Source organism: Prosthecochloris sp. (genome assembly GCA_015482705.2).
In the GTDB taxonomy this organism is placed as follows: domain Bacteria; phylum Bacteroidota; class Chlorobiia; order Chlorobiales; family Chlorobiaceae; genus Prosthecochloris.
In genome coordinates, this window is record JADMLA020000009.1 from 1 (window position 1) to 20,263 (window position 20,263).

Annotated in this window: 12 protein-coding genes and 1 tRNA gene; 6 read left to right on the forward strand and 7 right to left on the reverse strand. The window is 48.0% G+C overall.

From position 1 onward, the window contains the following. Positions 1 to 667: 667 nt before the first annotated feature. Positions 668 to 753 (reverse strand) — tRNA-Ser (locus QZ209_RS01900). A gap of 167 nt (positions 754 to 920) precedes the next feature. On the opposite strand from QZ209_RS01900, the gene guaB reads away from it, so the two are divergent. After that, positions 921 to 2,411, forward strand: coding sequence for an IMP dehydrogenase (gene guaB, locus QZ209_RS01905; RefSeq protein ID WP_294344156.1), 1,491 nt, complete (start codon positions 921 to 923; stop codon positions 2,409 to 2,411). 227 nt (positions 2,412 to 2,638) lie between these two features. Here guaB and bchH read toward each other — a convergent pair whose 3' ends face one another. From bchH to lpdA, 4 genes are all read right to left on the reverse strand, one after another. Beyond that, positions 2,639 to 6,460: a magnesium chelatase subunit H gene (gene bchH, locus QZ209_RS01910; RefSeq protein ID WP_294344158.1), complete on the reverse strand. Its 3,822-nt coding sequence runs from the start codon at positions 6,458 to 6,460 to the stop codon at positions 2,639 to 2,641. Between the two features lie 176 nt (positions 6,461 to 6,636). Beyond that, entirely contained in the window at positions 6,637 to 8,499 is a 1,863-nt protein-coding gene (gene bchD / locus QZ209_RS01915; RefSeq protein ID WP_294344159.1) for a magnesium chelatase ATPase subunit D, read from the reverse strand. Then, complete coding sequence (gene bchI / locus QZ209_RS01920) at positions 8,499 to 9,650, reverse strand: magnesium chelatase ATPase subunit I (RefSeq protein ID WP_294344160.1); 1,152 nt, start codon at positions 9,648 to 9,650, stop codon at positions 8,499 to 8,501. Before bchI ends, bchD begins: the two co-directional genes overlap by 1 nt. A gap of 211 nt (positions 9,651 to 9,861) precedes the next feature. Then, positions 9,862 to 11,268, reverse strand: coding sequence for a dihydrolipoyl dehydrogenase (gene lpdA, locus QZ209_RS01925; RefSeq protein ID WP_294344165.1), 1,407 nt, complete (start codon positions 11,266 to 11,268; stop codon positions 9,862 to 9,864). A gap of 61 nt (positions 11,269 to 11,329) precedes the next feature. Here lpdA and QZ209_RS01930 point away from each other — a divergent pair, with 61 nt between their 5' ends. The 5 genes from QZ209_RS01930 to QZ209_RS01950 all read left to right on the forward strand — a co-directional run bounded on the left by QZ209_RS01930 (position 11,330) and on the right by QZ209_RS01950 (position 18,018). Then, complete coding sequence (locus QZ209_RS01930; protein ID WP_294344168.1) at positions 11,330 to 12,370, forward strand: RluA family pseudouridine synthase; 1,041 nt, start codon at positions 11,330 to 11,332, stop codon at positions 12,368 to 12,370. 44 nt (positions 12,371 to 12,414) lie between these two features. Next, positions 12,415 to 12,993 (forward strand): flavodoxin family protein, encoded by a 579-nt coding sequence (locus QZ209_RS01935; RefSeq protein WP_294344170.1) that lies wholly within the window; start codon positions 12,415 to 12,417, stop codon positions 12,991 to 12,993. A gap of 124 nt (positions 12,994 to 13,117) precedes the next feature. After that, positions 13,118 to 14,041 carry a hypothetical protein gene (locus QZ209_RS01940; protein WP_294344172.1) on the forward strand — a complete coding sequence of 308 codons (924 nt, stop codon included), beginning with the start codon at positions 13,118 to 13,120 and terminating at the stop codon, positions 14,039 to 14,041. Between the two features lie 314 nt (positions 14,042 to 14,355). Then, on the forward strand, positions 14,356 to 16,569 hold the full coding sequence (locus QZ209_RS01945) for a prolyl oligopeptidase family serine peptidase (protein ID WP_294344174.1): 2,214 nt from the start codon (positions 14,356 to 14,358) through the stop codon (positions 16,567 to 16,569). Between the two features lie 36 nt (positions 16,570 to 16,605). After that, positions 16,606 to 18,018, forward strand: coding sequence for a radical SAM protein (locus QZ209_RS01950; protein WP_294344176.1), 1,413 nt, complete (start codon positions 16,606 to 16,608; stop codon positions 18,016 to 18,018). A gap of 16 nt (positions 18,019 to 18,034) precedes the next feature. Here the strand turns inward: QZ209_RS01950 and QZ209_RS01955 are convergent, their stop codons facing one another. Then, positions 18,035 to 18,265: a Nif11-like leader peptide family RiPP precursor gene (locus tag QZ209_RS01955; RefSeq protein ID WP_294344179.1), complete on the reverse strand. Its 231-nt coding sequence runs from the start codon at positions 18,263 to 18,265 to the stop codon at positions 18,035 to 18,037. A gap of 107 nt (positions 18,266 to 18,372) precedes the next feature. Further along, a complete protein-coding gene (locus tag QZ209_RS01960; RefSeq protein ID WP_294344182.1) occupies positions 18,373 to 20,262 on the reverse strand; it encodes an ABC-F family ATP-binding cassette domain-containing protein in 1,890 nt (629 codons plus the stop codon). Position 20,263 lies beyond the last annotated feature (1 nt).

A 20,263-nucleotide genomic window follows, 5' to 3' on the forward strand; every position in this document is an offset into this window, starting at 1 on the left:
AGGGACTCGAACCCCCAAGGCCGTGAAGCCGGCAGTTTTCAAGACTGCTGCATTACCAATTATGCTAATCCTCCTCATAATATGTAAAGAACTGTTCCGCAGGGCACATAAGATAATCAATGAGTGGAAAAAGTCAAAAACAATAGTTTGAAATCGAAAAAAGTAGAAGAATCAAAAAACGGCAGTTCACGGCACTAAATTTTTCAGCAAGTCGGCGACAACGGTCGGGGTTGATTCGATGCTTCACTTCTCACCTTTCATTCAATTGACTAAGCCCACACAATGCCTTCTAAAAACCGTAACGTAAACAGTATCAGTTGCTTTCAAAAAACACGTTGCTTCAGCAAAATCAATTGCCTTAGCGGAGAGGGAGGGATTGATTCGTAGCTTACGCTTCTCACCTTTCAGGTTAGCCGTAAACGGCTAATCTTCCCTCCCATGAGGTATTCCCAACTCTAGCGCTTTCTAAAAATGCGTTGCTTTAGCAAAATTAATTGCCTTAGCGGAGAGGGAGGGATTGATGAAACGCTTTGCGTTTCCCCCTTCGGGTTGACCTAAAGGTCAATCCCAGCGGCATGGGCCGCTGGTCGAACCCTCTGATCGGGCTCGATCCCTCCCTCAGTGTAAAATAGAATGACCCGGTCAAGCCGGGTCATTCTATTTTATGCGGAGAGGGAGGGATTCGAACCCTCGAAGGCTGTTAACCTTACCCGCTTTCCAGGCGAGCGCACTAGACCACTATGCGACCTCTCCAATTTTTAGGGCAAGTAATGTACAATGTATTTTACTTTTTTAAAAGCAAGAGAAGACGTTAAAGCAAATATTTCCTTCTCGACGCCTTCTTCCAATTGTCTTTGAGCAGTCACTTTCGTAAATTGGCAAAACTTGCTTTAACCCAAATGACATAACCCGTTTATTGCATGACAAAAATACTCTACGAAGCGCTCACGTTCGATGATGTTTTGCTCGTACCGGCTTATTCGGAAGTTCTTCCCAAGGAAACAAGTGTAAAAACTTCTCTTACGAAAGAGATTCAACTGAATATTCCCCTGGTCAGCGCAGCAATGGATACCGTTACGGAATCGGAACTCGCTATCGCTCTCGCCAGGTCCGGAGGTATAGGTTTTATCCACAAGAACCTTACGATCGAGGAGCAAGCACGTGAGGTTGCAAGGGTAAAGCGTTATGAAAGCGGAATTATTCGTGATCCGTTCACCCTGTATGAAAACGCCTCTGTACAGGATGCTCTCGACTTGATGAAAAAGCATTCGATTTCCGGCATTCCGATTATCGAAGAACCTGTCAGCTCGGATGACGCATCAATGAAACTCAAGGGAATCATCACGAACCGCGACTTGAGATTCAGGCCTTCACCGGAGCAGCCGATTTCAAGCATCATGACCAGCGAAAACCTCATCACTGCCGAAGAGGATATAAATCTTGAAGATGCAGAAGAAATACTGTTGTCGAACAAGATTGAAAAACTCCTGATTACCGACCGGAAAGGGAACCTGAAAGGTTTGATAACATTCAAGGATATTCAAAAAAGAAAACTCTACCCGGATGCCAGCAAAGACAAGCATGGCAGACTTCGTGTCGGCGCAGCGGTAGGTATACGCTCCAACACGATCGATCGTGTTTCCGCGCTCATCGAGGCCGGCGTCGATGTCGTTGCGGTCGACACGGCGCACGGCCACAGCAAAGCTGTTGGCGATATGGTAAAAACCATTAAGAAAAGCTATCCCGATCTTCAGGTTGTTGCCGGGAACGTTGCAACTGCCGAAGCAGTCCGGGATCTTGTTTCGGCAGGTGCCGACGCAGTCAAAGTAGGTATCGGCCCAGGAAGCATCTGCACGACCAGAGTCGTTGCCGGTGTCGGCATGCCTCAACTCACAGCAATCATGAACTGCACCGCTGAAGCCTCCAAAACCGGTACCCCGATCATCGCTGATGGCGGTATCAAATATAGCGGTGACATTGCAAAGGCCATTGCAGCAGGTGCCGACTCGGTCATGATAGGCAGCATTTTTGCCGGAACAGACGAGAGCCCGGGAGAAACGATTCTCTATGAAGGAAGACGTTTCAAGGCTTACAGGGGAATGGGCTCCCTCGGAGCGATGTCTGAACCGGAAGGCAGTAGTGACCGGTATTTCCAGGATGCTTCAAGTGAAAGCAAAAAATATGTTCCGGAAGGCATCGAAGGCAGAATACCGGCCAAAGGTGCACTCGAAGAGGTTATTTATCAGCTTATCGGAGGATTGAAGTCGTCTATGGGATACTGCGGTGTCAATTCTACGGATGAAATGAAGCACAACACCACCTTCATACGTATAACTCAGGCTGGACTGAGGGAAAGCCACCCACATGATGTCATGATCACCAAGGAAGCCCCGAATTATTCGGTATCGTAAATCAAGACCGCTTGTTGATGTGTTGAATCGTTGAGTTGTTTCAGTAAGGGCGAAAAATTTTTCGCCCCTATAAATCTCTGCCTACTGAAGACTGCCAACCCTCTTTCCCTACTTCTGTGCACGAAGTGCGTTACTCCATTCCTGTCTCTTGCCATCCAGCCATAAAATAAGGCGGACACAAAGGTCCGCCTCTACAATTCAACACATCAACAGTTCAACATTTCCCTTTACTCCTCTTCATGCATTCCTTCGAGACGGTCTTCAAGATCGGCATATATCTCCTGAAGCTCTTCGATGGTTTCCTGATCCGCAGTCCACATTCCCCTGCCATGCGCTTCGAGCATTCGTCCGACAATGTTCTTGATTGCCTGGGGATTAACCTTGGCCAGCCGTTCCCGCATTTCAGGATCGAGGGCATAGGTTTCGGCGGTTTTCTTATACACCCAGTCGTCAACACTTTTGGTTACAGCATCCCAACCAAGCATATAAGTAACCCTGTTGCTAATTTCCGTAGCACCGCTGTGCCCGTGCTTGAGCATACCTTCAAACCATTTCGGGTTGAGCAGCTTCGAACGGTACTCGAGCCTGAGCGACTTGCTTGCATCGTCTACCTTGATATCCGAAGTAAAGGATTCTACATAATTCAGCTTCACATCGTTCATACGGCTGTTACGTTTGCGAGCCGCGAGCTGTAGTGAGCCGGATGATGAAAAATAGTGATCGATGTCAGAGATGCCGAACTCGGTTGAATCTACCTGATGGACGACACGATCGACGGTTTTAAAAAGTCCTTTCAGGATCTCCGTCTGCTTTTCACCTTTTCTATTGCCGCCGTAAGCACTGCTGTTGCGACGGATGAACAACTCATCGAGATCGTCGTCATTTTCCCATGCGGAATCTTCAACCATGTCGTCCACATAGGTACCGTATGAACCGGGAGCCTGGGTGAACTGACGCGAGGTAGCGCTTTCAAAATCGGCTCCCTCCGCAAGAGCTTCATCGACATGTTTTTTGATATAATTCATGTGATGAGGTTCGTCCGCTTTCGCCGCATCCTGTATCAAGCGGTCGAGCTGGTCCATGAGATTTCCGAAAGCATCTCTGAAAATGGGGCTCAGCTGCATGAGCACATCGATCCTTGGACGACCGAGTTTTTCGAGCGAAACAAGCTGATAGTGACTGATCTTGCCGAAGTTATCGTACGCCGGTTCAGCTCCCATCAGCCGTATGACAACCGCAACCGCTTCTCCTTTTGTTTTGATGGTATCCAGACCCCAGAGCACTTGAGCAATTGTTTCAGGGTACTGACCGTTATTCTCCTCGACATGCTTCTGGACAAGCATATCGGCGATTCTGGTTCCCCGCTTGAAAGCCAATTCGGAAGGAATCCGCCAGGGATCTATCGAATGAATGTTCCGCCCCGAAGGAAGAACATTAACCCCGTCTCTTACGAGGTCGCCTCCCGGTCCTGAAGAAATGTATCCTCCATCAAGAACTTTGACGAGAGCATCCATCTCCCCATGATTGTCACCCAATGCATGCAAGAGTTGCGCTCCTTCTCGAGTAAGGCCGTCAACCATCTCCATATACTCCACAGGAAGATTTCGCCCACTGCAGATTTCTTTGAAAACGTCCGCCGGAGCCTGACGGTCGAAAAGCACCTGTTGTATAAAGTCCCTACATGCATTATCGACCGTTTCACGTAACGCTATCGCATCACTTTCTCCGGCTCTCGAACGTTTTGCGAGGTCCTCATAGCTTGTGTAATGACCGTTTGTACCGGAATACTCCATGAACATTCCAGGCAAACTTTTTCCGTTTTTCCCCCTGTTTTTCAGCGTTTCAGCAATTGTGACGAGTTGTGAGTCGAGTGGACTCGACTCGCCGAACACATGGAGAGAGTTGGTAATCAGACGGTTTTCAAGCTCGAGCACATAACCGTAGAGTCGGCTGACATAGTCTATAAACGTCTCGGCTTCCCTGCGTGGGCAATCGTCTGTCAGATTGAGCAGCTCGGCTTTCTGCATGACTGCCTCTTCGAGCTCTTCATCCTCATGCAACCTGTCGAGTCCCTTTTCCCGGCAATCGGCAAGCATATCCTTGAGCGCTGGCAGCTCCTTGTACAGACCTGCCCGTGAAAGCGGCGGCACCACATGTGAGACCATCGTAGCCAGACCTCTCCGCTTCGCAATGGAAGATTCGCTCGGGTTGTTGATAGGGTAGATGTAACAATGGGGTACCTCTCCCAAAAGAGCGTCTGGCCAACAATCGCCTGTCAAACCGGTCTGAAGCCCGGGCATCCATTCGACCGAACCATGCATGCCGACATGAACAAGTGCATGGGCGTTGAATTCACGGCTTATCCATCGGTAGAAAGAGATATACTGATGATGCGGTGTATTGGATTTATCGAAAAGCAACCTCATCGGGTCACCCTGAACCCCGAGGCGTGGCTGAACACCGATAAAAATGTTTCCGTACCGTATCCCCCCGACAAACACCTCTTCGGTTCCGATCGGAACTATTTCTCCGGGGAAACTCTGCCACCGCTCCTCGATTCGCTCACGCTCCCGGGAAGAAGTGATTTCCCGGTACCGCTCCAAATCAATCTTCAAGGCATCTGGTTTACCGTTTTGATACTGATAATCGGTCGCCTTGTCGAGCGCTTTGAAAAGTTCCTCAGGATTTTTTGGTAATTCGCCGGTTGTGTACCCTTCTTTTTTGAGCCGGTTCAGAATAGCAAGCAGTGATTTCGGAACGTCAAGCAGCGCCGCACTGGCTTTTTTCCCCAGTCCAGGAGGATAATCATAGACGACGAACGCAACGTTCTTTTCTCTGTTGGAAGCCTCTCTCAGGCGAAGCCACTGTTTGGAAAGCCCCGTCAAGCGGTCTATCCTTTCGGGCACCGTCTCTATTTTTCCGTCTTTCAACGCTCCGAGCACTATAGGGCAAACCGCTCCGTCCATCTCGGGAATGGAGTAGGTAAAGGTAACCTGCATGGGAGAAACCCCGAGTTCATGCCATGATTCGAAGTCCTGTACCAATAAAGGCTGAGAAACAATATACGGAGTATCGAGTTTTCCCATGATCTCGTCGCGGGCTTCTGCAGCAATCCCCGGTTTCGTCGATCCTGCCGGTCCTCCTACAAGACCGAACCCCATCATGTTCACCAGAAGATCGATCTTTTCCTTCACGAACCAATCCCTGACGAGTACATGGCCTTCAACTCCCATGACAAATGCCGGCAGCGCATTGATCCCCTTTTCTTCAAAACCGCGGATTGTGTCGTCGATATAGGTTTTCTCCTGCAGGAGATGTTTGCGGAAAAAAAGAAGACCGACCTTCTGGCCTTTGTTGAAGTTTCTTCCCTGTTTTTTAGACCAGCTTTTGAAAGATTTTACATCCTTGAAATATGCAGGCGCATCAGGATGGTAGAGGCCCATGTTCGGAACGTCGACAATAGCTCCGACAGTGAGAGGTTCACCGCAATACTCCCTGAGAATCAACCGAAACATGTTTGCGATGTTCTCCGGCGTCGGCTGCATCCAATAGGAGTAGACAAGTAACCAGTTTTTGAAGTCTTTTGCCTTTTTCGGTACGAGAGGCAGTATCGTACGCATGATTTTCATCAGCTTCATATAGCCGTAAAGGGCATCTTCATCACGTCCTTTCACGAGCATTTTGGCGACTTTCTTGACCGATTCAGGCATCCCTCCCTTACCTTCCTCCACAGCGTAATTACCTACCTTCGTCAAAGCCATCGCCTCCGGCATCGATTCAAAGACAAAGATCGTCTTCTCCTGATTCAAAGCCCCGACGAGCTGTTCTTTGAACCAGTCCACCTGTTCCTTGAACTGGATCATGCTCATGAAAACACAGTCCGCCTCCGAAATAGCTTTTGCTGCTTCCGGGTTCTGTTTCTCAAGATCGACGTCGGTCCATTGGGTAAGCTCGGCTTCACCACCGAGTAGACCGATAATTTTTTTCCAGAGGTTGGTGTTGTATTGCTCGAGCCCGACAATAGCGGCGATTTTACGAAGCTGTGCCATAACTGCAACTGCTTAAGCGGATAATAATATTACGGATACTTTCAAACCACTGTATCGACCCGGATCGATCAGATCATAGAAAGTATATGATAATACGTAAAAATATGGTAGAAAATAAAAAAACCTCCCCTGCTCACATCGAGCGAGGAGGCTTCTGAAACCGTCAAGAGCATCGTTCAGCTGAGTGCTGCCATAGCAATCTCTTCAGCCTTTGCATTCGGTAAATAGAAATATCGGCCTCCAAGTTTTTCTGCCAGTTTTGGTGCTTCACCTCTCGAGAGATAATTCATCTGAGTATCGATCACCACCGAAGCGATACCTTCAGCGAAAACCGTCGCTGCAAGACCTTCGATCTCGTTCTCAACTTCTTCCTTCGTTGCTTTGGGAGCATCCTGATCATACAAAGACTGAAGACTGATATTGCCTCTTCCATCCGTGATCAATACAAACATGATTTGAGAGACACCTTTGGTGCGAGCCTGTTTCGCGGTCTCCAAACCGAGAAAGAGCGCCGAAGCCAATGGCGTTCCTCCGCCTGTTGGAAGAACATCGAGCTCACGTTTTGCCCGGTCTACGCTCTGTGACGGTGGAAGCAGAAGCTGCGCCTCTTTTCCTCTGAAAGAAATCAATGAAACCTGGTCACGATGCACATAGGCATTCTGCAAGAGATGGGATACCGCGCCTTTTGCCTGCCGCATGCGGTTCAATGCCATCGAACCGGACGCATCGACCATGAAAACATAAAGAGTGCCGGACTTGTCACGAAACTTTTTTATCCTGACATCTTCCTTGTTGATCACCAATGCGGTATTGACTTTGCCGTACTTCTTTTTCCGCTCCTGCTTACGACTCTCCTGCCAGGGTGCAGCAGAAATCAAGGTTGGTATAATCGCAACCTTGCCGCTGCGCATTTCACCTTCCTGAGAACGTACAAAACGGCCTCGCCGATTGTTCAACGCTTCACCGCGGCTGCCGGACTTGCTCTTCCTTTTCGCAGCGAGGGAAATATTCATGATGTTGTCTGGAAGCTCGGTCTCGACAGCCTCCATCATGAGCTCTTCGATCATATCTGGAGTTTCCTCCTGCTCCTCTTCTTCATTGGAATCAGGCTCGGAACTGTCTTCAGGAGCATCCTGCTCTTCAGACTCAGGTGTGTCAGGCGGCATCTCTTCATCAGGAGGCATTTCGTCCATAACTTCCTCCTCCGGTTCAGGCATACGCGTTGCACGGGGCACCAGCACCAGTTTCAAGGCAAGTTTCAGGTCATCCTCGTCAACGTCGGTGCGCTGGGCGAGAGCAGCGCTCGCTTTTGCAGCCCTGATAGCAAAAATATCCGCACGATTACCTTCGACTCCCAAGCTAACTGCCGACTGAATAAGCCCCTGCATCTGCTCACGTGTCATAGAAACGAGCGGTAACTGTTCTTTTGCCGCCTGAATAAGACCCATGAGCATTTTCAGCTCATCTTCAGTATCCTCGTTGCCGTTTTCCCCGAGAACACATTTGACGATCAGCTTTCGCGCCCTGTAATCGTTTTGCGTATTGAATGGCACAATCATGCCGATCCGGTCGAGCAGACCCATACGAACCTCTCCGTCTGAAGGGTCGTATGTGCCGATCAACATGAATTTCGATGGGTGTACCTCACTGAGCCCTTCTCGCTCGACAAGCACTGCGCCTCTTGACATCGCATCCATGATATGCGATATGGCGGAACTGTCGAGAAGGCTCAGAGAATCGACATAAAGCACTCCACCGTGAGCTTTCGACAACACACCGTGTTGCACGACTCGTTCGCCCTGGGCCAGTGTCGCTTCGAGATCGACACCGCCGATCAAACGATCTTCCGTGACGTTAAGAGGAAGTTCTACAAAGGGAGTTTCTTCGGGAAGAATATCTGCAAAAGACCTTGCAAGCGTCGACTTGCCCGACCCTACAGCTGCAGGGACCACTACCCCGCCGAGAGATGGATCGACCGCAAGGAGCATCAGCGCCTGTTTGGCCATATCCATACCTACAATATCGGTAAAAGCTATCATTATACTTCTTCTACTTCTCCAAGCACTTTTGCAAGTTCACGTTCGATTTTTTCACCCGGATCCATCGTTTCAAGCGGATCTTTACGCAGACGGTGACGCAACGCAAGTCCGGCTATTGCGCGAACATGGTCCATAGTCACCTCTTTGTCACCGCTGAATGCCGCAAAAGCATGAGCGGTTCTTGTAATAGTCAATTCACCGCGATGGCCGTCGATACCAAGCTGCATACACAGTTTTGCGACATCCGTCAACACCTCGTCGGACATGGTGACTTCAGGCAGCAGATCTTTTGCACCGAGAATTTTCTTCTGCAGTTTTTTCTGCTCACGTGTCCATTTTTTCAGGAATGCCTGGGGATCTTCATCATATTCATGACGCCTTTTGACAATATCCACCCTTTTTGCGACATCGGTAATGGTGATAATCCTTGCATGGAGACCGAAGCGATCGAGGAGCTGAGGCCTCAGCTCACCTTCTTCAGGGTTACCGGAACCTACAAGCACGAAACGTGCAGGGTGCCGGATACTGATACCTTCACGTTCGACCACGTTTCTTCCGCTTGCTGCCACGTCAAGCAGAACATCGACAAGATGATCATCGAGCAGGTTTACCTCGTCAATGTAGAGAAAGCCCCGGTTGGACTGGGCAAGCAGGCCTGGCTCGAAAGCTTTTACACCGCTGGTCAGAGCCTGTTCTATATCGATGGTACCACAAACACGGTCTTCAGTGGCACCAAGCGGAAGATCGACGACCGGAACCGGGATGTCCTCGATAGTCAGATCTTCCGGAGCAAGAGTTTTTCTTCCTTTCTGAGGCTTTTCAGCTTCGATATACTCGTTAACATTGCGGTTGTAAACATCATCCTTGACCCGTTCAATCATCGGCAACACCTCTGCAAGCGCCCGAACAGTCGTACTTTTTCCAGTCCCCCTGTGGCCCATGACAAGCACTCCACCAATCCTCGGATCGATGATATTCAGAATCAAGCTGAGTTTCATTTCTTCCTGACCGACGATCGCCGTAAAAGGATAAGCCTGTCCTTGCTTCTTTTTGGTTCTCGCTTTCTTTGGGCCGGAAGCTTTTTTGGCAACCGAACCTTCCTTTGCTTTCGTACTTGCTGTGTTGTTTGCAGCTGAAGCAGTCTGAGTCATAATTGATGATTTGGTTAAACACCCCAACCCTTTGCGTTTACCACTGCGGGAAAAGGCTTACTTAATTGAAGACGTTTACAATTAAACCATGAATTTATGGTTTTAACAAGAGAATAGAAAATGCTTTAAAAAAAAGGCGCATGTTAAGTCAAACAGCAAAGGTCAAATGACAAAAAAAGACTCCCGAAATCCAGGATTCCGGCTTCAGGATTTATTGCTCCAAGGCATTTTCAGCCGCTTCTTTTATAGATTCTGAAAGTGTCGGATGAGCATGAATCACATCAGCAAGCTGTCCCGCCGTCACACCCAGGCTTCGGGCAAGTGACAACTCTCCTATCAGCTCCACCGCTCCATGGCCCAGCACATGACCGCCAAGCAGTTCTCCGTTGTCCGCATTGAAAACCAGTTTCACAAAACCCTCCCTCACTCCGTATGCACTTGCTTTTCCCGAGGCTGCAAAAAAAGCATGTCCGACCTTTACCCGAAAACCTGCATCAATGGCCGTTTTTTCGGTATATCCCACACATGCCACCGACGGCTCAACGTAGACACAACGGGGCACTCTGCTCTCGTCAACCGGCTCACCCCTCTTCCCCGTTATAGCCTTCACTGCAACTCCGGCTTCAGCCGAAGCCTTGTGTGCAAGCAGCATCCCTCCTCTGACATCACCTATAGCAAAGATGTTCCCTACATTGGTACGACAGAACCGATCGGTTTCGATAAAACCCTTTTCTGTAGCAACTCCGACTTTTTCAAGGGCAAGGTCACGCGTGTTGGGAACAACACCAACCGCGACAAGCATACTTTCCGCTTCCACCACCCGTTCACTGCCGTCCCTCAGACGTACCACAGCACGAACGCCTCCTTCCGTCGCTTCACTTCTTTTCACGGCAGCTTCAGTAATAATTTCGATCCCTGCCTTGGCAAGTGAACGCCTTAGCCCCTCTCCCACCTCTATATCTTCGAGAGGAAGAATCTCCGGCATAAGCTCCACCAGCGTAACCTTACTTCCCGCTGCACTGAAATACCATGCCATCTCCACCCCTATCGCACCACCGCCTACGATAAGCATGTTTTCCGGCGCAGTCTGCATTGCAAGTGCTTCACGGCTCGAGACGATGGTTTTGCCGTCGAACTCCAATCCCGGAAGCTCTCTTGCAGAACCACCGGCAGCAATGATGATGTTTTCCGCCGTCACCGTTTCGGCAACCGCACCGTTGCGGGTTATTGCAAGTGTATGAGCATCAGCAAATGAACCTTCACCTCGCTTCACCGTGATATCGTTCCGCTTCATAGCATATTCAACGCCCTTGGACATCGTCAGCACGACCCTTCGACTTCTTTTCACAGCCTGGGCCATATCGACGGTTGAATCATGACACTCGAGGCCAAAAGGTCCGGCATCACCGGCCAAACGGAAAATTTCGGCACTTCTCAGCAGCGCCTTGGTTGGAATACACCCCCAGTTCAAACAAACGCCACCAATCGCACCTTTTTCGACAACACATACCTTCAAACCACAACGTGCCGCCTTAATCGCCGCTTCGAACCCTCCCGGTCCTGACCCGATAACGACCACATCAAAATCAAAAGACTTACCTTCTCCTTTACCTGACATGAGAATTACGCTGTTATGTATTATTATAATGCCATATAGAATTTCACAGTACTCACCCAAGATGCAAAATCAACCGGTAAAAAGCGAACAGGAAGAACAGGACACGGAGCGCCAGGAGCCAAAAAAAATGACGTTGCAGGTCGCCCAAACCCAGAAGCCGATGCGTATCGATGTCTATCTTGCGCAACAGGTTGAAAATGCCACACGCAACAAGGTTCAGGAGGCCATTTCGGAACACCGGGTGCTGGTAAACGGAAAAACAGTCAAAGCCAATTACAAAATAAAATCTCTCGACAGCATAGAGATCACTTTTCTCCGTCCCCCGGCACCGGAACTTGCTCCGGAGAACATTCCGGTCGACATCGTCTATGAGGATGAAGATCTGATGGTCATCAACAAGGCTCCCGGCATGGTGGTTCACCCCGCTTTCGGCAACTGGACAGGAACACTTGCAAACGCAATCCTTTACCATCTTGGTACCGACGCCGAAAAGCTCGATGCATCCGAACTCCGGCCGGGCATTGTCCACCGGCTGGATAAAAACACCTCGGGATTGATTATCGTCGCGAAAAACAGTACTGCCCTGAACAGGCTCGCAAGACAGTTCGCAAACCGGCAGGTAGAAAAAAAATATCAGGCAATAGTTCGTGGTGTCCCGAATCCTCCTGAAGGAATCGTCAAGACGAATATCGGGCGCTCGATACGAGACAGGAAGGTGATGACCTGTTACGAGTTTCAGGGAAAAGAAGGAAAAACAGCGATCACGGAATACGCTGTTCAGAAAAACCTCCATTACTTCTCTCTTGTCGAACTGACGCTCCATACCGGAAGAACGCATCAGATTCGGGTCCATCTGCAGCATATCCGTACACCCATTCTCGGAGACGAAACCTACGGAGGCACAGCCATCTTCAAACTACCGTTCAGTAAAAGTGAACTTTTCGTGAAAAATTTACTGGAACTCATCCCCCGTCAAGCGCTGCATGCAGAAAGTCTAACTTTTTTCCAGCCGACCACTCATGAACGATTATCTCTGAGAGCACCCCTACCATCCGATATGCAGGCTGCTTTGGAAAAAATCGAAACTGTTTTATCTCTATGAACCACATTCAATAATCACTGTTAACCGTTAATCGATCGCCAATTATGAAAGTACTCGCAATCAACGGAAGCCCGCGCAGGGAAGGCAACACGCATAAAATGATCCTGAAAGTTTTCGAAACTCTTGAATCTGAAGGTATCGAGACCGAGCTTGTTCAGGTCGGTGGGAAAATCGTCCGGGGTTGTCTGTCATGCTACAAATGTATCGAGCGCAAGGATAAGAAGTGTGCGACAAAAAACGACCTTTTCAACGATCTTTTTGAAAAAATGCTCGAAGCAGACGGCATCATTCTCGCCTCGCCAACCTATTTCGCCGATATTACCCCGGAGCTCAAAGCGGTCATCGACCGTGCCGGTTTCGTTTCGAGAGTCAACGGCCAACTTTTCCGGCACAAAGCAGGAGCTGCGGTCATCTCACTCCGACGAGGAGGTGGTGTACACGCCTACGACAGCATCAATCACCTCTACCAGATCTGCGGCATGTTTATCGTCGGTTCAACCTACTGGAACCTTGGTTTCGGAGGCAGAACCGAAGCTGAAGTCACCAATGACAAGGAGGGGATGGAAAACATGCTCGATCTGGGCCGGTCGATGGCATTCCTCCTTCAGAAGCTCAAAAGCTGATCACCTGGTCTGCAAGGTTTTCCTTCGATTATCGTCCAATTGTAAAAGGCACTTGAAAAATCTGCTTCACACGACAACGCTATGAGATTTGCCACCCATGAATACATGAGAGGAGTATCGAATTATGAAAAATGGAAAGCTGTTTCTTGTTGCAGTTCTTGCAACAATGATGGGTTGCCAGACAGCCGCGCCTGCCCAGGCTGACGTCAATGTACACATCGGATTCGGAAGCCCCCGTGCTATCGCATACCACCCGGTATACTATGGAGATTATTATTACAACGCGGCATATGCACCAAACCTGTTGTACATCCCGCAACTTGGCTTTTACGCTTCTGTAGGTTCACCCTACGACTTGCTCTTTTTCAACAATTTCTACTATGTCTACCACAGTGGACACTGGTACCACTCACACTATTACTACGGACCATGGACCGTTGTCAAACACAACAGACTGCCGTACAAGATCAGAAAGCACCGTTGGCATAAAATCAGGGAATACTGCAATCATGAATACCGCAAGTCCAACAAGCACCGTTGGCTGAAGCATCGTCATTTTATCCATAAGGAAAAGAAAAAAAGTATCAGAAACAGCGCTTACTACCGTTCTGATCGGCCTGCTGTCAACCGCTGGAAAAAAGCACCTGACGGAAACGCGGACCATAACAACAAAAAGATCTATAAGGTAAGGTCAAAGAATGAAAAGAGAACTGTCTACAAGATAAGGTCCGAACGTGAAAGAAATAAAGCGTACAAAATCAGAACAGATTCTGAAAAACGCTTTATCCGCAAAGAACCCGGAAAAACAAAAACATGGCGCAAGAATCCGGATAAAAAGATTGTCGTCAAAGAAAAAACAGTGAAAACAAAGCGCTGGACAAAACAAAACAACGACCGTAAAGAAAAGCGCTTTGCAGAAAACAGAAATAACACCAAGGAAAAAAGCCAGTTCAAAAAAACAAATCGACTCAAAAACGAACTGAAAAGAAAGATCAGCGAAAGAAAAGCGGAACGCAGTACGAAACGATGGAGGCGAACCAACGATTAAACAATAAGATCCTATCCAATAAGATCCTATCGGCAATAAACGGCCCTGGCACAATTTTGCATCAGGGCCGTTTTCTTTTTATCTCGAAGTGAAAACAGTCCCTTATAAGGAAAATAAATGTGATAACTTACCGCTCAACCACAGCGACAGCATCATTGTACCTGCTGATCGATAATTTCGAGTTTTCTTTTCAAAAAGAACGATCCGCGGTATTCTCTCATTTCAGGGTTTCATTAGGAGATTACAGTCTGCTTTAGGCATATTATACCCTACATGATCCGGCAACAGGCAAATACGAATGAGATTACGTGACCATGAAAAAAGCAGTCTCTCGCTTCCTTATCCTTTCTTTTTTTTGGATCGCATACCCGCAAATAACAAGAGCTGATGATACACCGACTCCAATAAAGCCGATCAACGCTCCTGAAAAAATAGTTGAAGAATCGTATTGCGGCCAAAAAGTTATCGATCCTTACCGGTATATGGAAAATCTCGAGGATCCTTTTGTCCGGCAATGGCTGACAGCGCAGGCAGAATATGCAAGATCGGTTATCGAAAAAATCCCCGGAAGAACGTCACTCATTGAGAAAATGCAGGATTTCGACAGTCGAAAATCTGCAAAAGTCTATAACCTTGTCATAACGGATAACGACTGGTACTTTTATCTGAAAAGAACACCCGCGGACGAAACTGGAAAACTTTATTATAGAAAAGGTATCCAGGGTGATGAATCCCTGCTTTTCGATCCTTCCGGTTTTTCGGTAAACAGTCAGAAAAAATATGTCGTCAGCAACATCTCTCCCAGCGATGACGGCTCGAAAGTGGCTGTTTCAGTAGCAGCCGATGGTTCCGAAGACGATATCGTGCTGATCATGGATGTACAAGCAGGCAGGCTTTACCCTGAAAAAATCGACCGCTGCCGCTTTGCATCACCATCATGGCTGCCTGACGGAAGTGCGTTTCTTTACAATCGTCTCCAGAAAAGCGGAAGGCATCAGAGCGATATACAAAAAAACAGTAAAGTCTATCTTCATGAAGTCGGCAGCGATCCGTCTCTTGACAGGGAAGTTTTTTCCCGTGACACCAATCCTGTAATGAACATCAAGCCCGAGGATATACCTTCCGTTCATTACGATAAGGACAGCAAACATCTTTACGCCTTTGTTCATAATGTCGATCGCCGCCTTACGGTGTATTATGCCCCCGTATGGGAACTTGGGAGGGGAAAAATTTCCTGGAAACCGCTTCTCAAACCCGAAGACAACATCCACGATTTCGCTGTCACCGAAAAGGATCTTTACCTCTACACTCCGGAAAAAGCCCCGAACTTCAGAGTTCTGAAAACCTCGCTGTTACAACCTGACATCGGCCAAGCAGAAACGGTCATTCCGGAACATCCCGATGCGGTACTCTCATCGTTCAACCTTACCAGTAACGGGATATATTACACACTTTCGAAAAACGGCGTCGAAGTGGAGTTTTTCCATAAAGAGTTCGACGGGAAAAAAGCCAAAAAATTACCATTGCCGTTTCCTGCAGGGACCATACATCTGAGCACCAAAGGCTTCAGGTTTCCCGATGTATGGATTGTCATCTCCGGATGGAGTAGTGATTACAAACGGTACCGTTACGATGAAGACTCGAATTCCTTTGTTTATGAAACGCTTTCTTCAGCGGCTGAATATCCGGAATACGATGATCTTGTCGTCCAGGAAATCATGGTACCGTCACATGACGGTGTGAAAGTCCCGCTTTCCCTGATTCATAAAAAAGGTTTGAATAAAAACAGCCGAAATCCTCTGCTTTTCTATGGATATGGCGCTTATGGAAAGTCGTTACGACCATTTTTCAACCCATCGTTTCTCCTGTGGACCCACAAGGGAGGAATCCTCGCTATCGCCCACGTCCGTGGAGGAGGAGAAATGGGAGACGCTTGGCACAAGGCAGGAATGAAAACGACAAAGTTCAACACGTGGCAGGACCTGATCAGCTGCGCAGAATATGTTATCGACAAAAAATACACCGCCCCTTCCCACATAGCGATCAACAGTGCAAGCGCTGGCGGCATTCTTGTCGGCAAGGCCATGACCGAGCGCCCCGACCTTTTTGCCGCAGTCATTCCTCAGGTCGGAGCCATGAATCCTTTTCGAGGAGAAGAAACACCCAATGGACCGGTCAACACACCGGAGTTCGGCACCGTCAACGATCCAGTCGAGTGCAAAGCGTTGATAGCAATGGATCCTTACCTGAGTATTCGTAAAAGGGTTACATACCCTGCGGCTCTCGTTACAGCTGGCATCAATGATCCGAGAGTGATTGCATGGCAACCCGCGAAATTCGCCGCCCATCTGCAGGCATCGAGCGTTTCAGGTAAACCTGTGTTGTTTTACACTGATTTCCAGTCGGGACATGGTATCGGTAATACAAAAACCAAACAATTCGAAACACTTGCTGATGTACTGAGTTTTGCCTTTTGGCAAACCGGCCATTCCGAATTTCAGCCCGGGCATGCTGCTCCGGAAAAGTGACAGAACGTAGCTCTCAACGCCAAGCCTCTTTCGACAATGCCGACCTGGTCAAAATACAACACCTTGTTCCATTCCGAACGTTTCGGATACTTTCTCTACAATGCCATGTCTAACTGCCTGATCCAGGTTGACGAGGCACATTACCGTTTTCTGCAACTGCTCGAAAGCGAACCGTCTTCAGCCGGTAACGGTTTCGACACACCGTTCATCTCTCTCTTAACGGAAAAACATATCCTCGTTGAACAAGGTGAAAATGAAAAACTGTTGATGCTCAAACAGTACAAAAAGAACTGCAACTGCTATGGGCAGAGAGATCTTTCACTCACCATCTGCCCGACGCTTGCTTGCAATTTCGATTGCAGCTACTGCTTCGAGCACAGTCAGCTCGACAAAGCGGTTATGAGTTATGAAACTATAGAAAACCTTACAGCATTCATCAGGGAAAAAGCGGTATCAGGCAAAACAAGCATTATCTGGTATGGTGGAGAGCCTACTCTTGCATTCGATACCATAGACACGATTACCAGAAAAATCTCCGCATCCGGGGTGAAACTCGAAAATGCACAACTCGTCAGCAATGGTTTTCTACTCGATGAGAAACGCCTCGATGCACTCGACGACCTGAAAATCACCAACATTCAGATAACCCTCGATGGACCACAGGAAACGCATGACAGGAGAAGGAAACTGCTTAACGGCAAACCGACCTATGAGAAGATCATCAGCAATATCGATCGTCTCGTGAACTCATCATTTACCGGCTCTTGCGATATCCGAGTGAATATCGATAAAACAAACATGGACGCCTTCGTTCCTTTTAGAAAGGATATTCTCAAACGCTATTCCGGAAAAAAAATAAGCGTTCACGCATCGAAACTCAAAACCCCTGAACCATGGGGGTTACGTCAATCGGAGTGGACCGACTATTGTACCCAGCTCTACTTCGAACACGATATAACAACCAAATCATTATTCTTTCCGCACAACAACGAAACAGGTTTATGCGTAGCGCATTTTAACAATATGTACGTCTGCGGACCTTACGGAGAGTTATATAAATGCTGGGAAGATGTAGGAATACCTGCGATGACAATCGGCAACGTCAACCAGAAAAAAACTGTTGAAAATCCCCATATACAGGCGATGTATTCCATAGCGACAGATCCCTATATCCATGAAGAGTGCCGTGATTGCTCACTTTTGCCTGTCTGTTCGGAGATATGCCCGAAAACATGGTTGGATGCTAGAAATGGCAATCTGCACAGTATCGAAGAATCCTGCACCCATTACAAAAATCACCTCAGTCAATGCCTTGAAGTATTTTACGATATCTATCTCACTTCTGAAACAAGCAAAATGCTCTTGAACAAACCTGTCATGCCGCTCGAAAACAATGGTTACCGTGTCATTGCACATAACACCGGAAGTACTCCCCATCCGGCAGCATAACGACCTTGTGGTTCAGCTATTTTTTCACAGTTGGACACCATGAAGTCACAACCTTGTCACATTTCAGATCAGCGACATCCAGATCAAGAGCAATGAGTTGATCGAGTTCCTCCAGAGTACACTGAAATCCTGCCTTGTTCAAATGCTCAATCCGCTTACTCACGTCGACAATGGACATGACCTGATCACGAAATGAACTGTCTGTCTTGATTTTGTTGATTGCCGCTTTAGCCTGATCGAGTGACATAGCTCCTCCTTGACTGACTATCGAGATCGGAAAAAATCAGGGTCCCTTATCCTCTTATAATATAGTCATTTCCATAAACTCTACAATTTCATTGCCTGTTACATCCCTTATTCTCGTGCAGCCAGCTCCTCCCACCGAACCATATCTTCCTCGAGCTGATTCTGTAAGGATTGGAGTTCGTCGCTCAGTTGTCTGACCTGATCGAAATCCGATCCGGCATCATTCAATTGCAGAGAAATCAAGGCCTGACGTTCCTCGGCTTCAGCGATCTTCTTCTCCAGTAAACCAAGTTCACGCCGCTCTTTGTAGGTGAGCTTTCGAGGACCGGTATCGTTGCTTTTTTCTCTCGATACCCTACCAGGAACATCGATTGTCGTTTCTTCTTTCACCACATCCTGTACCGCTTTCATCTCCAGATAAACGCTGTAGTTTCCGGGATACTCTCTAATCCGTCCATTTTCCTCAATAGCAAAAATGTGCTCGACCACCCTGTCGAGAAAATACCGGTCATGACTGACCGTTATGACGCAACCCGGCCAAAGATCGAGAAAATCTTCAAGTATTTGCAATGTCGGAATGTCGAGGTCATTTGTCGGCTCATCGAGCAGCAGCACATTGGGAGACATCATGAGCTTTCTGAGCAGATAAAGCCTCCGCCGTTCTCCCCCGGAAAGATTCCCGATCAGATTGTACTGAACAGATGGATCGAAAAGAAATTTCTCCAGCATTTTCGATGCGGAAAGTACGCTTCCATCACTGAGCGTTATGTGCTCAGCTTCTTCCTTGATATAGTCAATCACCCGCATGGCATCATCGAGGCCGCTGCTCATTTGATCGTAGTACGCTATCTTTACTGTCTGCCCTGTTTCGATCCGGCCTTTTTCAGGAGATACTCTACCCGTAATAAGATCGAGAAGCGTTGTTTTACCAGAGCCATTGGGTCCGATGATGCCTATTCTATCCCTTTTTTGTAACAGGTACTCAAATGATGAAATCAACGGCTTGCCGTCCCAGGATTTCGAAACTCCATGGAGTTCGATAATTTTATTTCCGAGACGTTCAGAACCAAAACCAATATCCAGCGTCTCCTTTTCGGTAACGCCCCGTTCTGTAACAAGTGATTGAGCGCGCTGGATTCGTGCTTTCTGCTTCGTCGTTCGAGCCTTGCAACCTGTTCGAAGCCATGCAAGCTCTTGTTTGACAAGAGCTCTTCGTTTTCGATCAGCCCGAGCGACCTGCTCCTCCTGCTCGGCTTTCTGCTGCAAATAGCTTGCATATCCTCCGGTAAAAACATTTGCCGATATTCCATCCAGCTCGATCATACGATTGACCACCCGATCAAGAAAATACCGGTCATGGGTAACCAGAACCAATGCACCTTGGTATCTCTTGAGATAGTTCTCCAACCACTCGACGCTGTCAGCATCGAGATGGTTGGTAGGTTCATCGAGAATAAGGGCGTCGCTAGGTATGACAAGCGCATGCGCCAAGGCAACACGTTTACGCTGTCCGCCCGATAGCGTGCCCATTTTTGCCGATACATCATGCAGGCCAAGTTTTCCAAGCACTCCTTTCACATGTGCTTCCAAATCCCACGCATTGTTAATATCGAGCTGATGCGAGAGATTGGTCATCTTTTCAATCAACTTTTCCCCCTGGCCGCCTCTCTCTTCAAGCGCTTTGCAAACCTTCTCGTACTCATAAACCAGCCGCAGCTCCTTTTCATCCGATTTCAATATCGCCTCCAGTACCGTATCATCGGGACTGTAGGGAGAATCCTGGGGCAACCAGGCTATACGGCTTTGCCTTCCCATCATCATGGTACCTGAATCGGGCAGTTCTTTTCCGGCAAGTATTTTCAGAAGCGTACTTTTACCGCTGCCGTTTGTTCCGATAATACCAACCTTGTCTTTATCATCTATACCGAAAGAGACATCACCGAAAAGCTTCTTTAAACCGTATTGTTTACTTATCGACTCTACTGTCAGGAGAACCATA